The sequence below is a fragment of the Flavobacterium soyae genome, assembly GCF_021245985.1.
Classification (GTDB): domain Bacteria; phylum Bacteroidota; class Bacteroidia; order Flavobacteriales; family Flavobacteriaceae; genus Flavobacterium; species Flavobacterium soyae.
This window is the reverse complement of the sequence record NZ_JAJQXA010000003.1, coordinates 15,094-33,134: the sequence shown is the minus strand read 5'-3', so window position 1 is coordinate 33,134 and position 18,041 is coordinate 15,094. Positions and strand designations below refer to the sequence as shown.

Sequence of the window (18,041 nt, the reverse complement as noted above, 5' to 3'; positions counted from 1 at the left end):
TAAATAATTACTAGCGAATCTGCATAATAATACGCAAAAAACCCATTCTATTTATGTTTAGAATGGGTTTTGAATTTATTTAAACATTTAGAAAAAGTTTAGATTATGAGAACATATCTTTTACTTTTTCAAAAAATGATTTCTCTGATTTTTCAGGGCTTGGTATAAAATGTTCGTCGTTTAAAGCATTTTCAAAGAATTGTTTTTGCTCTTTATTCAACGTTTTTGGTGTCCAGACATTTACGTGAACCAATAAATCTCCGCTTCCATAACCATTTAAACTTGGAATTCCTTTTCCTTTTAATCTTAAGATTTTTCCAGACTGAATTCCTTCTTCCAGTTTAATACGAACTTTTCCGTTGATGGCTTCAATATCTTTTGAAACTCCTAAAACTGCTTCCGGGAAACTGATGTATAAATCAAAATGAATATTTTCACCTTCACGTTTTAAGAACTCGTGTTCTACTTCTTCAATGGCAACGATTAAATCTCCTGGAATACTATTTCCCGGAGCATCGTTTCCTTTGTTTGAAACTTTCAACTGCATTCCGTCAGTAACACCAGCCGGAATTTTGATTGATACTGTTTCATCTTCCTGAACCATTCCTTGTGAGTCTGCTTCAGAAGGTTTTTTATCTAAAATTTGACCAGAACCACCACAAGTAGGACATGTTGATGCTGACTGCATTCTTCCTAAAATGGTATTGGTTACACGCATTACCTGACCTTGACCGTTACAAGTTGTACAGGTTTTATACGTTACACCTTTTGCCTGAACTTTACGTTTTACTTTTACTTTTTTCTCAACACCATTTGCAATTTCTTCTAAAGTAAGTTTTACTTTAATTCGAAGATTGCTTCCTTTAGCACGGCGAGGGCCACCGCCTCCGCCTCCGAAACCGCCAAATCCGCCGCCAAAAATATCACCAAACTGGCTGAAAATATCATCCATATTCATACCGCCGTGACCACCGCCAAATCCGCCAGAACCGTCAAATGCCTGATGTCCGTACTGGTCATATTTTGCTTTTTTCTGTGGATCGCTTAAAACTTCATAAGCTTCAGCAGCTAATTTGAAGTTTTCTTCTGCCTCTTTGTCGCCTGGATTTTTATCAGGGTGGTATTTAAGCGCACTTTTTCTATATGCTTTTTTTATTTCGGCAGCGTCAGCATTTTTTGAAATGCCTAGTATTTCGTAAAAATCTTTTTTCATAATTAGGTTTAAATTCCAAATCTAAAAATTCCAAAATCCAATTTTCAAGCTGGTATTTGAAACTTCTGTTTGCATTTTTTAGTTTCCGATTACTACTTTAGGGAAACGAATAATTTTGTCTCCTAATTTGTATCCTTTTTCAATAACATCAACAATTTTCCCTTTTAATTTTTCAGACGGAGCCGGAATCTGGGTAATTGCCTCAGCAAAATCAGCATCAAAAGCATCTCCTGCTTTTACATCAACCTGCTCTAAACCTTTAGTTACCAAAGTGCTTTTTAGTTTTTCGTGAATCAATTCAACACCTTTAGTTAAATTTTCATCTTCAGATTTGTTGATTTCTACAATCGCTCTGTCAAAATCATCCAAAACAGGAAGCATTGCTAACAAAACTTCTTGGTTTGCAGTTTTAAACAGGTCGATACGCTCTTTTGAAGTTCTTTTTTTGTAATTTTCAAATTCGGCAAATAATCTCAAAAACTTATCTTTTTCTTTTGCCAAGTCTTGAGCTAATTGCTCTTCAACACTTAATTCTTCAACAATTAACTGCTCACCGTTGGCATTGTTCTCTAACGTTACATCGTCTAATTCCTGATCGAATTCTGTATTTTCCGTAGTCATATTACTTTTATTTTTAAAAATATTCTTAAACTTCATTTTTTATTTCTTTCTTTTAGATTGCAAAAGTACTGCCAAATCTTATAAAATGTCAAATTGTCACTTTATTAAATATGAGTGTTTTAAAAAGCGAAAATAGACAATAAAAATTTATTATAATTTTAAGACTATTACGATTTAGTTTATCGTATATTTGGTATCCAAATTGGGAACATAAATTATTACCTATCAAAATTGAATTTAAGGGTTGGCTTAGGCCTCTAAATAATTATTAATTCAAGTTTACCTTATATTAAAAAAAGCTTCGCCTTTATAGAGACGAAGCTTTTTTTTTGCTTTTTGAAAAAAAAATTACCGCAAAGAACGCTAAGTTTTTTTACTCTTAAGCTTTATAAAAAGAAAAAGTTCGCAAAGCTTTGTGTTGATTTAGCTTTGTGAACTTTTTTTGAAAGTATCTTAGATAAAATCCTTGCGTACTTTGCAGTAAAAAATATTGCACGGGCGGAGGGATTCGAACCCCCATCAACGGTTTTGGAGACCGCTATTCTACCCTTGAACTACGCCCGTAACTTAAGGTGGGCAAATTAAAAGTTTTTTTTCTTCACCTGCAATATTATTTCACCCAGATTTAAAAAGAAAATCCTTTTAATCTGGGTTATCTGCGACAAAAACCTTCGTTCCAAATAGTTAAGCAAACAAAGTTTTTTTTCAATTAGTCGAAATCTATTCGCTTGTCACTAAAAAAATTTATTTCACGCAGATTTTAAAGAGATTTAGGCAGATTAAAGCAGATTATTTAATATAAAAATCAATTTAAATCTGCTTTAATCTGCCTATCTGCGTGAAACAAAAAAATCCTTTTAATCAGTGGAATCAGTGGCAAAAAACCTTCGCTTCTAATAGCTAACCTAACAAAGCATTTTTCAATCCTTCGAAATCTATTCGTTTGTTACTAAAAATTTTTATTTCACGCAGATTTTAAATAGATTTAGGCAGATTAAAGCAGATTATTTAATATAAAAATCAATTTAAATCTGCCTATCTGCGTGAAACAAAAAAATCCTTTTAATCAGTGTAATCAGTGGCAAAAAACCTTCGCTTCTAATAGCTAACCTAACAAAGCATTTTTCAATCCTTCGAAATCTATTCGTTTGTTACTAAAAATTTTTATTTCACGCAGATTTTAAAGAGATTTAGGCAGATTAAAGCAGATTATTTAATATAAAAATCAAATTAAATCTGCTAAAATCTGCCCAATCTGCGTGAAACAAAAAAATCCTTTTAATCAGTGTAATCAGCGGCAAAAAACCTTCGCTTCAAATAGTTATCCTAACAAAGCTTTTTTCAATCCTTCGAAATCAACCGAAACCTGCTCGCCTGTCACTAAATTCTTTAAGGCATAAGAGTTTGAAGCAATTTCCTGATCGCCGGCAATTACTGCAAACGGAATCAAACGTTTATCTGCATATTGAAACTGTTTCCCCACTTTTACATTATCCGGATACAATTCTACTTTTATATTTTCCTGTCTTAATTTCTGAATGGCTTTTGAAGCATACAAAGCTTCTTTATCTCCATAATTGATAAATATTGCTTTTGAAGTCGCTGCAACAGTTTCCGGGAATAATTGTAATTCTTCCAAAACCAAATAAATTCTATCTAATCCAAAAGAGATTCCGACACCGCTCATATTTTTCAAACCAAAAATACCCGTCAAATCGTCGTATCTCCCGCCGCCGCCAATAGAACCCATTGAAACTGTTTTTGGAGCTCCAACTTCAAAAATAGCACCCGTATAATAATTTAATCCGCGTGCCAAAGTCACATCAAGATCTAAAATTGCGGTTGACAATCCTAAAACTGCAACATTGTCACAAATAAATTTTAGTTCTTCAACTCCTTTCATTCCTTCTTCTGATGAAGCTAATAATTCTGAAAGCTGATTGATTTTATCTGCGAAAGTTCCGCTAAAGCTAAAAAGCGGCTGTACTTTTACCAACGCCGTTTCAGATATACCTTTTTCAATCATTTCTTTCTTTACACCGTCTTCTCCAATTTTATCTAATTTATCAAGAGCAACTGTAAAATCAATTAATTTATCTGAAGCGCCAATAACTTCGGCAATTCCAGATAATATTTTTCGGTTATTGATTTTGATTGTAACACCTTCTAAACCTAAAGAGGTAAAAACGGTATCGTATAACTGAACCAATTCTACTTCCTGCCAAAGCGATTTTGAGCCTACTACATCGGCATCACATTGATAAAATTCTCTGTAGCGTCCTCTTTGTGGTCTGTCAGCTCTCCAAACTGGTTGAATCTGGTATCTTTTAAAAGGAAATTCAATTTCGTTTTGATGTTGTACAACATATCTAGCAAACGGAACTGTTAAGTCGTAACGCAATGCTTTTTCTGAAATTCTTCCTGTAAATTTATTCAGCTCAATTCTTTGGCTTAAATCTATTGTTTCTGCAGAATTAACCTGCAGCGATTCTATAGATTCCGGTAATTCAATTTTGTTTTTATTAAAGAAAAAGTTTCCTGAATTCAGGATTTTAAAAATCAAACGATCTCCTTCTTCCCCATATTTTCCCATCAAAGTATCTGAGTTTTCAAACGAAGGAGTTTCTATCGGCTGAAAACCAAATTTCTCAAAATTAGTTTTTATCGTCTGAATTATATATTGACGTTTTGACACCTCGGCAGGCGAAAAATCTCTTGTCCCTTGTGGAATGCTTGGTTTTGAAGCCATCTTTTTTATTTTAGATTGTTGATTTTAGATTTTAGATTTCTTTGAGATCTAAAATCTAAAACCTTTAAAATTATTTTATTTTTAGTTTTTTTTGATTGTTGGTTTTACACTTTCGACTTTATGCCTTTCCAACTTTCGACTTAATTTAAAATCGACTGCAAATATCTTACTTTTTAAAATAAATAATAGCGGTTCGAAAACAAACTTGTAACAAAAACCGTATTTTCGTGACAAATTGGTCATGATGCTAAAATTATTTAAAGAAAATATCCGAATTGCTTTTGGTTCTATCAAAACTCAATTACTGCGAACCATTCTTACTGTTTTAATTATTGCTATCGGAATTACCGCTTTGGTTGGAATTTTAACTGTTGTAACGGCACTTGAAAATACGGTTTCGACCAATTTTGCTTCGATGGGAGCAAATACTTTTAACATCAATCAATATGAAAATACGGTTCGTAACCGCGGTGGAAACGAACGAGAAATCATAAACCCAATTATTTCTTATCCAGAAGCGGTTGCTTTTAAAAACAAATACAAATATCCTTTTACTGAAACTTCCCTTTCGTTTACGGCAACTTCAAAAGCAGAAGTAAAATATTTAGATACCAAAACAGATCCTGAAATTACGGTTGTGGGTGTTGATGAACATTTTATTTCAAACTCAGGTTTAGAAACTACTTTAGGACGCTCTTTTAATCAGTTTGATATTGATAACAATACTTATTCCTGCGTTGTAGGTTCTGATTTTGAAAAAGGTTTATTAAAAGACGTGAACCCAATTGATAAAGTAATTTCGATTCGCGGCGCACGCTTTAAAGTTATTGGCGTTTTAAAAGAAAAAGGTTCAACATTTGGAAACAGTCAGGATTTGCGTGTTTTAATTCCTATTCAGGTGGCGCGTTCTTTATTTACGGCTCCAAATATCAACTATACTATAAGCATTATGGTTTCTAAAAAAGAACTTTTAGATGAAGCCGTTGATAATGCGACAAGTACAATGCGAAGAGTTCGTAAACTAAGTCCGGTTAGAGATAATAATTTTGGAATTGGCCGAAGCGACGATTTAATCAACAGAATTTTAGGAATTACAAAATATTTAGGCTGGGCATCCTGGATTATTTCTATTATCACAATTTTAGGTTCATCTATTGCCTTAATGAATATTATGATTGTTTCGGTTACAGAACGAACCCGAGAAATTGGCGTTAGAAAAGCTTTGGGCGCAACAAAAGCCACAATCTCTGTTCAGTTTTTTATCGAAACTTTATTAATTGGACAAATTGGCGGTTTGGTCGGAATTGTGTTAGGAATTCTAATAGGTTTCGCTTTTGCTGCCGCAATGAGTTTTGCTTTCGTGATTCCGTGGATGGCAATTTTTGCTGCTTTCGGAACCAGTTTTATGGTTGCAATTGTCTCCGGTTTATATCCGGCAATTAAAGCTTCGCAATTAGATCCTATTGAGGCGTTACGATATGAGTAATTTTCACATTTCCTGCAAGGTTTCCAAAACCTTGTAGACATTGTATTTTCATCGTTAATAAATTAAACCTACAAGGTTTTGGAAACCTTGCAGGAAATCATACGATCGTTATAATAAATATCTTTTCGAAGATCAATGTTTATAAAATCCATTTTGCCTAATAAATCGATCATTTCTTTTCCTAAATACTGATTGATTTCAAAATACAACCGTCCGTTTTCTAAGAGATTATTTTGTGCCAAAGATGCTATTTTTCTGTAAAAAACCAATGCGTCATTGTCGTCTACAAAAAGTGCTAAATGCGGTTCGTAATCGAGAACATTTTTCTTTATTTCTTCTTTTTCAAGATTTCTCACATAAGGCGGATTTGAAACAATTATATCAAATTGACTTTTCAATTCTTCGGTTTTTAAAATATCCTGAAATATAAAAGTAACATCTACTTTATTTCTGCTGGCATTTCGTTTTGCCGTTTCTATTGCTTTTTTTGAAACATCCATAGCATATACGTCTGCATTTGGAAGATTTTTAGCCAGCGAAATAGCAATACACCCGCTTCCGGTACCGATATCAAGAATTTTTAGTTTTTTGATTTTATCAAATGTTTTGTTTTCGTTAATGATCCATTCTACTAACTCTTCTGTTTCGGGTCTTGGAATCAGGACATTTTCGTTTACTTCAAATTCTAAACCGTAAAAACTGGTTTTACCTAATAAATATTGAATTGGAACTTCTTTTTTTAGCTGCGCAAGTAATAAATCCCAAACAGCAAAATCAGATTCAGAAAAAAATAATTCGTGATTTAGAGCCAAATCTATTTGACGCAGCCTGTGTTTATCTTCTAAAATTAAATAGAAAAAACTTTCTGCTTCGTACGCATCATACAAAGTAGATAACTCTTTAATAAACTGAGTACGATATTGTTTAATTTTCATTTTTTATATCTGTTATTAGATAGTAATTTTATTTAACAGTCAAATTGTACTGCTATTTCCGAAACTTTCTTCACCGCCTCCCCGTTCTCAGCTTCTGATGAAAGAAACAAAATCACCCGATCTTCTTCATAATTTCTATTTGCCCCAAAAATAAAGTCTAGTTTTCCATCACCGTCAATATCTCCTGCAAAAAGCAATTCTACAAAAGTGTCATTAAAAGACGTTTCAGCCAGAAGCAGTTTTTCAGGATTATTCCCCACGCTTAAATACAGCTTATAATCTTCTACTTTCTTAAAAATCTCTATTTTATCATCATCAGTACTAACTTTTTCTTCAGAAAGTATTTTTCCATCTCCACGTAAAGTATAATTGAGATTATTAAAAGTAAAACTTAGTTTTTCTTTCGGCCAGATTTTGTCTCTATCAATTTTTAAGGATTTTATTTTTCCTGTTTTCAATTTTGGAAGATCCATTAATAATAAAACTTTTTTTTCAGACAGAATTGAAAGGACAGAATCGCCGGAGCATTCGCTATATCCTTTTTCAATTTTAAAATTAGCTTTTCCTAAAAAATACTCTCCACTTTCCTGATACAATTCAATCCATTTCTCATTTAAAGCAGTTACAGGATTTTCATTATTAAAAGTTCGGTAATTTTGCGGTATCAGGATATTGAATTCATTTTTAAATTCTTCTGCAGCAATGTCAGCTTTATTTTCTAGGGCTTTAACAACTGTATCTTTTGCAATTTTGGTATTTTTTATTGCTTTTACTTTTGCAGTGTCTTTACAAGAAAACAAAAATGAAAGTAAAAAAAGGCTGAAAATAATTTTTCTCATGGACTTATAATTTTTTCAACATCCAGACAGGGCAAGAATTATGTCCGGTACAACCCATTGGCGTATCTAAATATTCAAAACCTGATTTTCTATATAATTTTTGTGCTGCATGCATAAACGGCATAGTTTCGATATAACATTTTTCAAAACCAAATTTTCCGGCTTCCGTTAAACATTCTTCCATCATTTTGCTTCCAATTCCTAATCCGCGGACTTCTGGCAAAAAATACATTTTTTGCAATTCACAAATTTTAGGGTCTCCATTCTCTAGCGGGGCAATTCCTGCACATCCTAAAATTTTCCCTTCACTTTCAACTACAAAATAGACTGATTGTGGTTTATTATACTCTTCAAACATTAAATCTAAATATGGATCTTCATAAGCGGTACCTGCTTTGGGAATTTCCATTTCATCAAAAACTGATCGTATTAGCTTCGCAACTTCTTGATTGTCTTCTTTTTTAATTTTTCTGATAATCCAATTTTTCATTTTATATATTTGCTTATATCTACAAAAATAAAAATACTTTTCCGATAGTTTCATAACAATTTGGATTGTTTCACAACAATCATTGCAACATTAGACTCAAAACTCAAAAATAGTTACTTTTGCAGGGTGAATATACATGAGAAATATATTAAACGATGCATTGAACTTGCTAAAAATGGTTTTGGAACAACTTATCCAAACCCTATGGTAGGAAGTGTAATTGTTTATGAAGATAAGATTATTGGCGAAGGCTGGCACAAAAAAACCGGCGAACCACACGCCGAGGTCAATGCAGTTCGATCTGTAAGGGATAAATCGCTGTTAAAAAAAGCAACAATTTATGTTAGTTTAGAACCTTGTTCTCATTTTGGAAAAACTCCGCCTTGCTGCGATTTAATTATTTCAAATGAAATTCCGAATGTTGTGATTGGAACAGTTGATCCAAATGAAAAAGTAGCCGGAAACGGAATTAAAAAACTTGTTGAGGCCGGAGCAAATGTAGTTGTAGGCGTTTTAGAAAAAGAATGCAGTGAACTCAACAAACGCTTTTTTACTTTTCATCAAAAAAAGAGGCCTTATATTACATTAAAGTGGGCCGAAAGCCAGGACGGATTTTTGGCTCCCGAAAAAGAAGAAGGCCAGGAACGCAAACCAGTTTGGATAAGCAACGAATATTCCAGACAATTGGTTCATAAATGGCGAAGCGAAGAACAGGCGATTTTAGCCGGCACGCAGACCATTATTGATGATAATCCGAAATTAAACATTCGGGATTGGTCAGGAAATAATCCTGTTCGGGTGATTTTAGATCAAAATAACCGAATCTCAAAAGATAGTTTTGTTTTTGATGACAGTGTAAAAACTATTGTATTTTCGAAATCTGAAAACAATGTTTCTACAAAAAATACGATTTTTAAAAAAATTGATTTTAATGAAAATGTGATTGGACAGATTTTAACCGTTTTATACAAACATCAAATTCAGTCTATAATTATTGAAGGCGGGAGACAGACCCTGCAGTCTTTTATTAATCAAAATATTTGGGACGAAGCCAGAATTTTTGTTGGAAAAAATACTTTTGAAAAAGGAATTAAAGCACCAGAGCTTCAAAAGAAAAATGCTATTAAAACTTATATTCAAAACGACGAATTAATATACGTAAGAAATCATGATTGATACGATAATTTTTGACTTTGGGGATATTTTTATCAATTTAGACAAACAAGGAACAATTTCAGGTTTGCAAAATTTGGGTTTAACGGAATGGAATGCTGATCTTGATCGTTTGAACTTATTATTTGAAACCGGAGATATTTCATACGATGATTTTCTGGCTGGGTTTCAAAAACAGCTTCCAAATTCTTCGACAGAAGAAATCCTAAACGCCTGGAATGCAATTTTGGCTGATTTCCCTTCTTATCGATTGGATTTCTTAAAAGAACTTTCAAAAAAATACCGTTTGTTTTTGTTGAGTAATACAGATGCTATTCATATTGCTGCTTTTGAAAAAACGGTTGGGATTCCTTTTTATACTGATTTTTATAATTGTTTTGAAAAAGTTCATTTTTCATTTGAAATTAAAAAACGAAAACCAAATGCTGAGTCGTTTCAACATTTAATTGACGAACATAATTTAATTCCTGAGCATACGTTATTTGTTGATGACAAAAAAGAAAATACGGATGCCGCTGCTGCATTAGGCTTGCGTGTTTGGAATTTACAAGTTGGCAAGGAAGACGTTGTAGATTTATTTAGCAAAGAATTATTGTAAAAATATTTAGCCACAGATTAAAAAAGATTAACACAGATTTTTTACATCAATTAAAAAAAATCCTTTTAATCCTTTTAATCTGTGGCAAAAAACAATTTAGAATTTTAAGTTTGGAATATAACGATACGTATCAAACCATTGCCACAGAATCTGAAGAAGTTCTTTTTAAGGAAAAGGGAAGCAAATTCTTTGGCTATGCATTTCCTATAGAAAGTGACGATGAAGTAAAACCAATTATCGAAGATTTAAGAAAACTTCATCCGCATGCTGTACATTATTGTTACGCTTATCAATTGGGTACGGCTCCAAAAATTTCTTATCGTGCAAACGATGATGGAGAGCCAAGCAATACAGCAGGCGCTCCCATTTATGGACAAATACAATCTTTTGGCGTGACTAACGTTCTTATAGTTGTGGTTCGTATTTTTGGAGGCACAAAACTGGGTGTTGGCGGTTTAATTGCTGCTTATCGAACAACAGCGCAAATGACATTAGAGGTTTGTGAAATTGTCGAAAAAACAATTGATGTTCAATTTTTAATTTCCTTCGATTATAAAAACATGAACAAGGTAATGCGTGTTATAAAGGAGAAAAAACTGGAAATTATATCTCAGGAAATGGAAATTGATGAAGGCTCCGGGCTTCCAATTGGTAAAATAATGACCAAAGCACGTAAAAAAAATGCCGAATCTATATTCGACATTTTTGATTTAATGTTTGAAATCGATATTAAAATTGTGTAATTTGTTATAAAAACACCCTTCGCTTTAATAATTATGTTAAGGTTTTAAACAATTCTAAAATATAATCCGGAGGTGCAGTCGGGCGACCTGATTTTAACGAAATAAATACTAAAATAAATACGGCGGTTGTTAATAACTCATTTGCTTCATTATAGATTTCGCAGTCAAATTCAATCTTGACAGATGACTGACTTTTGAATGTCGTATGAATTGTTAAAAGCTCATCATAACGCGCTGATTTTTTATAATTGATCTGCATCGAAACAATCGGGAGACCAATTCCGCTTTCTTCCATACTTGCGTACGAAATCCCTTTATTTCTAAGCCATTCCACGCGGCCAATTTCAAAATAAGGCACATAATTTCCATGATAAACGACCCCCATCTGGTCAGTTTCGGAGTAACGAACACGCACTTGCGTTTGATGATTTTTCATTATTTATACGTTAAAAAAATTTAAATTACAGAAGTTCTCTTACAACTTTTTTTTATAAAATTAGATACCAAAATATTTTTTTTTACAGAAATTTGTTCACATATTTGTTATCCCGAAATACGGAATAAAATTGCTCCATTTTTACAGGAGAATCTTTATTAATAATATAAAAATTTATTTGAATCTATGACTAAAACTGCTCAATCGGTATGGGAAAACTGTTTGTCTTTTATAAAGGACAATATTCAAGATCAAGCATACAAAACTTGGTTTGAACCAATCAAATCAGTTGAGCTAACCGACAACGCGTTATATATTCAAGTACCAAGTAAATTTTTCTACGAATGGCTCGAAGAGCATTACGTAAAATTATTGAAAGTTGCGCTTACCAAAGAACTGGGAAAAAACGCAAAGTTACTCTATAAAATTAAAATGGAGAACACTTATGGAAATAAACAGCCGTTTACCGAGCAGCTGCCAAGTTCTAACAGAGTTCCTATGAAACCGCAGGAAGTTGACGCTCCGTTTAAAAATTTAAATCCTGAACTTAAGAATCCGTTTGTAATTCCCGGTATCAGAAATTTAAAAATTGAATCTCAGTTAAATCCTAATTACAGCTTTGATAATTTCCTTGAAGGAGACTCAAACCGTTTAGCACGGTCTGCAGGTATGGCGGTTGCCAATAAGCCTGGAGGAACTTCATTTAATCCGTTATTGATTTTTGGAGGAGTTGGTTTAGGAAAAACACACTTGGCACACGCTATTGGGGTTGAAGTAAAAGATAAATATCCTGAAAAAACGGTTTTATATATTTCTGCCGAAATTTTCACACAACAATATATTGATTCGGTTAAAAAGAACAATCGTAACGATTTCATTCACTTTTACCAATTAATCGACGTTTTGATTATTGATGATGTTCAGTTTTTATCTGGAAAATCAGGAACTCAGGACGTATTTTTCCACATTTTCAACTATTTGCACCAAAACGGAAAACAGGTAATTTTAACTTCTGACAAAGCTCCTGTAGATATGCAGGATATTGAGCAGCGTTTATTATCTCGTTTTAAATGGGGACTGTCTGCAGAATTGCACCAGCCTGATTATGAAACCCGTATCTCGATCTTAAAAAACATTTTATATCGTGATGGTGTTGATATGCCGGAAGATATTTTAGAATATGTTGCCCGCAATATTAAATCTAACGTTAGAGAATTAGAAGGCGCCATTATTTCATTAATCGCCCAGTCTTCTTTCAACAAAAAAGAAGTTACGATTGAATTGGCGAAAAGCGTAGTTGAAAAATTTGTTAAAAACGTAAAAAGAGAAATCTCTATCGATTATATCCAAAAAATTGTGTCTGATTATTTTCAGCTGGATATTGAAACACTTCAATCTAAAACTAGAAAAAGACACGTTGTTCAGGCTAGACAATTGGCTATGTTTTTTGCAAAGAAATTCACGAAAGCTTCTTTGGCAAACATTGGTTCACAAATTGGAGACCGGGATCACGCTACCGTTTTACATGCTTGTAAAACTGTTGATAATTTAGTTTCTACAGACAAACAATTCAAGAAATTTGTCGAAGACATCAACAAAAAACTAACGCTATAAACGCGAATCATGCCAGTAAAAGTTTTAATGGTTTGTTTAGGAAATATCTGCAGATCTCCTTTAGCAGAAGGAATTTTAGCATCAAAATTACCTAAAGACAAATTTATTGTTGATTCTGCCGGAACAGGATCATGGCATATTGGTCACGCTCCAGACAAACGTTCGATTGCTGTTGCTCAAAAAAACGGTTTATGCATTGACGGTCAAAAAGGAAGACAATTTAAAACTTCAGATTTTGACGAATTCGATTATATCTACGTTATGGACAGCTCTAATTTGCGTGACGTTCTTCATCTTGCCAAAACTCCTGAACATAAAAACAAAGTTCGTCTTATTTTAAACGAATTATTTCCAGACGAAAATGTAGATGTTCCGGATCCTTATTACGGAGCAGTCAACGGATTTGATAATGTATATCAAATGCTGGACGAAGTCTCTGAAATTATTGCCCAAAAACTTATCGAAAAACATTCATAATTAAATTTGTATTTCAATTGCTGTTTATAGAATTGAAATACATTTTTTGTTTTAATTTATAAAATATCACAAAATGAAACTTCTCGGAAAACTATACTTAATTCCAACCACAATGGGCGAAAGCGATCCGATGGATGTTTTACCACAAACCGTAAGAAGAGCAATAGAACTTATCGACCACTATATTGTTGAGAATGACAAAACAGCCAGAAAATCTATAAAAGCAGTTTATCCTGAAAAAAAACAATCAGAATTGGTACTTTTTACACTAAATAAAAGAACAGAACCAAGCGAACATTTAGATTTTATAAAGCCTTTATTAGAAGGAAAAAACATGGGATTAATGAGCGAAGCCGGATGTCCGGGCGTTGCTGACCCCGGCGCTGTGATTGTAAAACTGGCACATGAAAAAGGAATTCAGGTTGTACCTTTAGTTGGTCCTTCTTCTATCCTATTAGCTATGATGGCTTCTGGAATGAATGGTCAGAGTTTTACTTTCAACGGTTATTTACCAATTGATAAAGACGAGAAAAAATCGGCATTGAGGCATTTTGAGAAATTATCTCACGATAAAAATCAATCGCAGATTTTTATTGAAACACCTTATAGAAACAATAAATTAGTTGAAGATATTCTGCAAATTGTAAATCCTTCAACACATTTATGTATTGCAACTGATATTACGCTGCCAACAGAATTCATTAAAACAATGAAAATTTCGGATTGGAAAAAATTAAAAGTAGATTTACATAATCGACCGACGATTTTTATTATTCATAAAATGTAAAAACACCAAATATGAAAAAGTTTTTCATCTTGTTCTTAATTTGTTTTATACAAAATATATTTTCTCAAACTACAAAAAAAGAAGGAGATATAGAAGCAACTTTTAAAGATATTGGATCTACACCAGAAACAGATAATTCTATTTATGCCTCATCCGGCTTAGAAGTAAAACCTGAGTTTCCTCAAGGAATGATTGCATTTGATAAATTTGTTGAGAAAAATTTTAAAATTCCAAAAGAAAATTTAGAACTTAAAGGAAAAATATTTGTAACCTTCGTAGTTGAGAAAGATGGCTCATTAAGCGATATTAAAATTTTAAAAGATCTTGGTTCTGATACTGGTGCGGAAACAATTCGAGTTCTAAAATTATCTCCTAAATGGAATCCTGGGAAGCACAATGGTAAAAATGTCAGAGTAATGTTTACAGTTCCAATAACTATAAAATAATGCAATAAAATTATTTATTTTATATAAAGATCTCAAGCTTCTCTTTAATCAAACTTCAACATGAGTAAACTCCCTAACGTAACCACAAGCATTTTTACGGTAATGTCAAAAATGGCAGCCGAATACAATGCAATAAATCTTTCGCAGGGATTTCCAAATTTTCCTGTTGATGAAAGATTGACAGATATTGTTGCAAGGTTATCAAAAGAAAACGTACATCAATATACACCAATGGCAGGCTACCCCCCATTGATGAATAAAATTGCAAAGCTGATTCAGGATTCTTATAACAGAACAATCAATCCAGATTTAGAACTTTTGGTTACGGCTGGCGCAACGCAGGGAATTTTTACTTCAATTTTAGCTTTGGTAAAAGAAAACGACGAAGTAATTATTCTCGATCCAAGTTATGATTCCTACGAATCACCTGTTTTACTTTGCAAAGCAAAACCAGTTCGCGTAGCGCTGAACGACGATTATACTCCAAATTGGGAAACAATTGAAAAAGCTTGTTCTGCAAAAAGCCGAATGATTATCATCAACAATCCGCATAATCCAACAGGAAAAATATTGAATGAAGCTGATTTTCTTCAATTTGAAAAAATACTTTCAAAATATCCCGATATCATAGTTTTATCTGATGAAGTTTACGAATACATTACTTTTGAAGAAAAACATATCTCGGCACATACCAAAAATTTTCTTTTAGACCGCTGTATTATGGTTTCTTCTTTCGGGAAATCATTTCATATTACAGGCTGGAAAATTGGCTACACCATTGCTCCCGAATATTTAATGAAGGAAATCAAAAAAGTGCATCAGTTTTTGGTTTTCAGCGTAAACAGCATTTCACAATTTGCGATTAGCCAATATTTAGATGTTGTTGATGTAAATTTACTTGGAAAATTCTATCAGGAAAAACGGGATTACTTTCAAAAACTGCTTCAAAACAGTCGATTTGAACTTAAACCATGCGAAGGAACTTATTTTCAGGTTGCTTCTTATGCCAATATTTCAGATGAAGATGATGTTACATTCTGCAAAAATCTAATCATCAATCACGGTGTTGCCGCAATTCCTATTTCAACTTTTTACTCTGATCATAAAGATCAAAAATTAATACGTTTTTGCTTTGCCAAAGACGATTTTACTTTAAAATCTGCTGCGAAAAAACTATGTGATATATAAAGTTTATCAAAATTTTATAACAATATTATGCGTGCATCCTATTTTTTTAATTAATATTGTAAAAAAAGAAAAGTATGAGCTATACAGATAAAATGTTACGTGACGACGCTTTAAAAGGAAAAGTCATTGTAGTTACAGGCGGCGGAAGCGGTCTAGGAAAAGCAATGACTAAATATTTTCTTGAATTAGGCGCACAAGTTGCGATAACTTCAAGAGATTTAGAAAAGCTGAAAACTACTGCGGCAGAGCTTGAAAGTGAAACTGGCGGAAAATGTTTACCGCTTCAATGTGACGTTCGTCATTATGAAGAAGTAGAAAATATGCTTCAGGAAACTTTAAAAGTTTTTGGAAAAGTAGATGTTCTTTTGAACAATGCAGCCGGAAATTTTATTTCTCCAACTGAACGTTTATCTGCAAATGCATTTGATACTGTTATAGATATCGTACTTAAAGGTTCAAAAAACTGTACGCTTGCCTTTGGAAAACACTGGATTGATACCAAGCAAACATCGGCAACGATTTTAAATATTGTAACAACTTATGCCTGGACAGGTTCTGCTTATGTGGTGCCAAGTGCGACTGCAAAAGCAGGGGTTTTAGCCATGACAAGAAGTCTTGCTGTAGAATGGGCAAAATACGGAATTCGTTCTAATGCGATCGCTCCGGGGCCATTCCCTACAAAAGGAGCCTGGGACAGATTATTGCCGGGAGATCTTTCTGAAAAGTTCGATATGGCAAAAAAAGTGCCGTTGAAACGTGTGGGAGATCATCAGGAATTAGCCAATTTAGCAGCTTATTTAGTATCTGATTTCTCTGCTTATGTAAATGGTGACGTTATTACAATTGACGGCGGCGAATGGTTAAAAGGCGCCGGACAATTCAATTTATTAGAAGCAATTCCCGAAGAACTTTGGGATCAGCTTGAAATGATGATTAAAGCAAAGAAGAACAAATAATTACAAGTGCTTACTAAATTCAGAATATTTTATTAAAACTATACTGATTGCACCAAATCCCGAAGGTTTACTTTCGGGATTTTTTATTTTTTCACCATATAAGTGATATAAGTTCAATTAAGCGGCTGTTCGTTTAAATATCTGCTAGCTTAAATTTACTTACATTACTTATATGGTTTAAATAAATAATATGTTTAGACAATTCAGTTAAATTATTATTTTTGCCAAACAAATATCAAACAAAAATTTTATGCTCATTATTGGACTTGCAGGAGGAACAGGAAGTGGAAAAACAACGGTAGTACACCAAATCATGAACGAATTACCAGACACTGAAGTGGGTGTAATTTCTCAGGATTCGTACTATAAACAAACCGATAATTTATCATTTGACGAAAGAGCATTAATTAATTTTGATCATCCGCGTGCAATTGATTTTGAATTATTGGTGAGACATCTTAAAGCTTTAAAAGCAGGAGAAACTATCGATCAGCCGGTTTATTCTTTTATAAAACACAACAGAACTGACGATACAGTGGCAACACATCCTAGAAAAGTTATGATTGTTGAAGGAATCTTAATTTTGACAAATCCGGAATTACGTGAACTTTTTGATATCAAAATTTTCGTTCATGCAGATTCTGATGAAAGATTAATTCGTCGTTTAAAAAGAGATATTTCAGAACGCGGGCGTGATATCGACGAGGTTTTAAACCGTTATCAAAACACCTTAAAGCCTATGCATGAGCAATTTATAGAACCATCAAAAGCATTTGCAGATATTATTATCCCAAATGATAAATACAATACTGTAGCAATTGATGTAGTTCGCGCTGTAATTAATCAGAGAATTTTATAATTTTTGTCGTAAATTTAAACCATAATAATTAGGAGCTGTTTCCCGCTAAAAAGCCCCATCATATTCAAAAGAAATAATTTAGGTTAACAAAAATGAAAATAACAAATCCATATAAAGACAAAAAATGGTTTAAATTCCTAGGCAATAAATACGTCTGGGTTTTACTGTTTTTTGTAATCTGGATGTTATTTTTAGATAATTACTCTTATTTCGATCATCGCTTTTTAGATGGGCAGATCAATGAATTACAAGACAATAAAAAATATTATCAGGAAGAAATAAAGAAAGATCAGGAACAGATCAAACAACTTAAAAATCCTGAACAAATAGAAAAATATGCTCGCGAAAAGTACTTTATGAAAAAAGACAGCGAAGATATTTACATCATCCAGTTTGAAGGAGATACCATTCAAGATAAAGAATAAACACAA

Annotated in this window: 19 protein-coding genes and 1 tRNA gene; 12 read left to right on the top strand and 8 right to left on the bottom strand. The window is 32.9% G+C overall.

All coding sequences use genetic code 11. From position 1 onward, the window contains the following. Window positions 1-103: 103 nt before the first annotated feature. The 4 genes from dnaJ to hisS all read right to left on the bottom strand — a co-directional run bounded on the left by dnaJ (window position 104) and on the right by hisS (window position 4,583). On the bottom strand, window positions 104-1,213 hold the full coding sequence (gene dnaJ / locus LUU93_RS04555; protein ID WP_255669395.1) for a molecular chaperone DnaJ: 1,110 nt from the start codon (window positions 1,211-1,213) through the stop codon (window positions 104-106). A 78-nt stretch (window positions 1,214-1,291) separates the two neighbouring features. Beyond that, a complete protein-coding gene (locus LUU93_RS04550) occupies window positions 1,292-1,870 on the bottom strand; it encodes a nucleotide exchange factor GrpE (RefSeq protein ID WP_232678769.1) in 579 nt (192 codons plus the stop codon). Between the two features lie 457 nt (window positions 1,871-2,327). Continuing rightward, window positions 2,328-2,398: transfer RNA gene (locus tag LUU93_RS04545), tRNA-Trp, on the bottom strand. Window positions 2,399-3,155: 757 nt separating this feature from the next. Beyond that, a complete protein-coding gene (hisS, locus tag LUU93_RS04540; RefSeq protein WP_232678767.1) occupies window positions 3,156-4,583 on the bottom strand; it encodes a histidine--tRNA ligase in 1,428 nt (475 codons plus the stop codon). 241 nt (window positions 4,584-4,824) lie between these two features. Between hisS and LUU93_RS04535 the strand changes: the two genes are divergently transcribed. Beyond that, window positions 4,825-6,069 (top strand): ABC transporter permease, encoded by a 1,245-nt coding sequence (locus LUU93_RS04535; protein WP_232678765.1) that lies wholly within the window; start codon window positions 4,825-4,827, stop codon window positions 6,067-6,069. A 68-nt stretch (window positions 6,070-6,137) separates the two neighbouring features. Here the strand turns inward: LUU93_RS04535 and prmC are convergent, their stop codons facing one another. From prmC to LUU93_RS04520, 3 genes are read right to left on the bottom strand one after another with little or no spacing between them, the layout of a single operon-like run. Further along, window positions 6,138-7,004 (bottom strand): peptide chain release factor N(5)-glutamine methyltransferase, encoded by an 867-nt coding sequence (prmC, locus tag LUU93_RS04530; protein WP_232678763.1) that lies wholly within the window; start codon window positions 7,002-7,004, stop codon window positions 6,138-6,140. Between the two features lie 32 nt (window positions 7,005-7,036). Further along, a complete protein-coding gene (locus tag LUU93_RS04525; protein ID WP_232678761.1) occupies window positions 7,037-7,843 on the bottom strand; it encodes a hypothetical protein in 807 nt (268 codons plus the stop codon). A gap of 4 nt (window positions 7,844-7,847) precedes the next feature. Continuing rightward, a complete protein-coding gene (locus LUU93_RS04520) occupies window positions 7,848-8,333 on the bottom strand; it encodes a GNAT family N-acetyltransferase (RefSeq protein WP_232678758.1) in 486 nt (161 codons plus the stop codon). 126 nt (window positions 8,334-8,459) lie between these two features. Here LUU93_RS04520 and ribD point away from each other — a divergent pair, with 126 nt between their 5' ends. From ribD to LUU93_RS04505, 3 genes are all read left to right on the top strand, one after another. After that, window positions 8,460-9,509, top strand: a complete 1,050-nt coding sequence (gene ribD, locus LUU93_RS04515; RefSeq protein WP_232678756.1) for a bifunctional diaminohydroxyphosphoribosylaminopyrimidine deaminase/5-amino-6-(5-phosphoribosylamino)uracil reductase RibD — start codon at window positions 8,460-8,462, stop codon at window positions 9,507-9,509. Continuing rightward, window positions 9,502-10,104: an HAD family hydrolase gene (locus LUU93_RS04510; protein ID WP_232678754.1), complete on the top strand. Its 603-nt coding sequence runs from the start codon at window positions 9,502-9,504 to the stop codon at window positions 10,102-10,104. The genes ribD and LUU93_RS04510 overlap by 8 nt, the downstream gene beginning before the upstream one ends. Before the next feature lie 110 nt (window positions 10,105-10,214). Continuing rightward, on the top strand, window positions 10,215-10,847 hold the full coding sequence (locus LUU93_RS04505) for an IMPACT family protein (protein ID WP_232678752.1): 633 nt from the start codon (window positions 10,215-10,217) through the stop codon (window positions 10,845-10,847). Between the two features lie 31 nt (window positions 10,848-10,878). Here LUU93_RS04505 and LUU93_RS04500 read toward each other — a convergent pair whose 3' ends face one another. After that, entirely contained in the window at window positions 10,879-11,283 is a 405-nt protein-coding gene (locus LUU93_RS04500) for an acyl-CoA thioesterase (RefSeq protein ID WP_232678750.1), read from the bottom strand. Window positions 11,284-11,469: 186 nt separating this feature from the next. On the opposite strand from LUU93_RS04500, the gene dnaA reads away from it, so the two are divergent. The 8 genes from dnaA (at window position 11,470) to LUU93_RS04460 (ending at window position 18,035) form a co-directional block, all read left to right on the top strand. Further along, window positions 11,470-12,897 (top strand): chromosomal replication initiator protein DnaA, encoded by a 1,428-nt coding sequence (gene dnaA / locus LUU93_RS04495; RefSeq protein ID WP_011921525.1) that lies wholly within the window; start codon window positions 11,470-11,472, stop codon window positions 12,895-12,897. 9 nt (window positions 12,898-12,906) lie between these two features. Further along, window positions 12,907-13,374 carry a low molecular weight protein-tyrosine-phosphatase gene (locus tag LUU93_RS04490; protein WP_232678748.1) on the top strand — a complete coding sequence of 156 codons (468 nt, stop codon included), beginning with the start codon at window positions 12,907-12,909 and terminating at the stop codon, window positions 13,372-13,374. Window positions 13,375-13,447: 73 nt separating this feature from the next. Next, on the top strand, window positions 13,448-14,161 hold the full coding sequence (locus LUU93_RS04485; protein WP_180859732.1) for an SAM-dependent methyltransferase: 714 nt from the start codon (window positions 13,448-13,450) through the stop codon (window positions 14,159-14,161). An 11-nt stretch (window positions 14,162-14,172) separates the two neighbouring features. Continuing rightward, a complete protein-coding gene (locus tag LUU93_RS04480; RefSeq protein WP_232678746.1) occupies window positions 14,173-14,607 on the top strand; it encodes an energy transducer TonB in 435 nt (144 codons plus the stop codon). A gap of 60 nt (window positions 14,608-14,667) precedes the next feature. After that, window positions 14,668-15,795 carry a methionine aminotransferase gene (locus LUU93_RS04475; protein ID WP_232678744.1) on the top strand — a complete coding sequence of 376 codons (1,128 nt, stop codon included), beginning with the start codon at window positions 14,668-14,670 and terminating at the stop codon, window positions 15,793-15,795. Window positions 15,796-15,869: 74 nt separating this feature from the next. After that, on the top strand, window positions 15,870-16,751 hold the full coding sequence (locus LUU93_RS04470; protein ID WP_053474060.1) for an SDR family oxidoreductase: 882 nt from the start codon (window positions 15,870-15,872) through the stop codon (window positions 16,749-16,751). A gap of 250 nt (window positions 16,752-17,001) precedes the next feature. Continuing rightward, window positions 17,002-17,610, top strand: a complete 609-nt coding sequence (gene udk / locus LUU93_RS04465; protein ID WP_232678742.1) for a uridine kinase — start codon at window positions 17,002-17,004, stop codon at window positions 17,608-17,610. A gap of 92 nt (window positions 17,611-17,702) precedes the next feature. Beyond that, window positions 17,703-18,035 carry an FtsB family cell division protein gene (locus LUU93_RS04460; RefSeq protein WP_232678740.1) on the top strand — a complete coding sequence of 111 codons (333 nt, stop codon included), beginning with the start codon at window positions 17,703-17,705 and terminating at the stop codon, window positions 18,033-18,035. The last annotated feature ends 6 nt before the right edge of the window (window positions 18,036-18,041 follow it).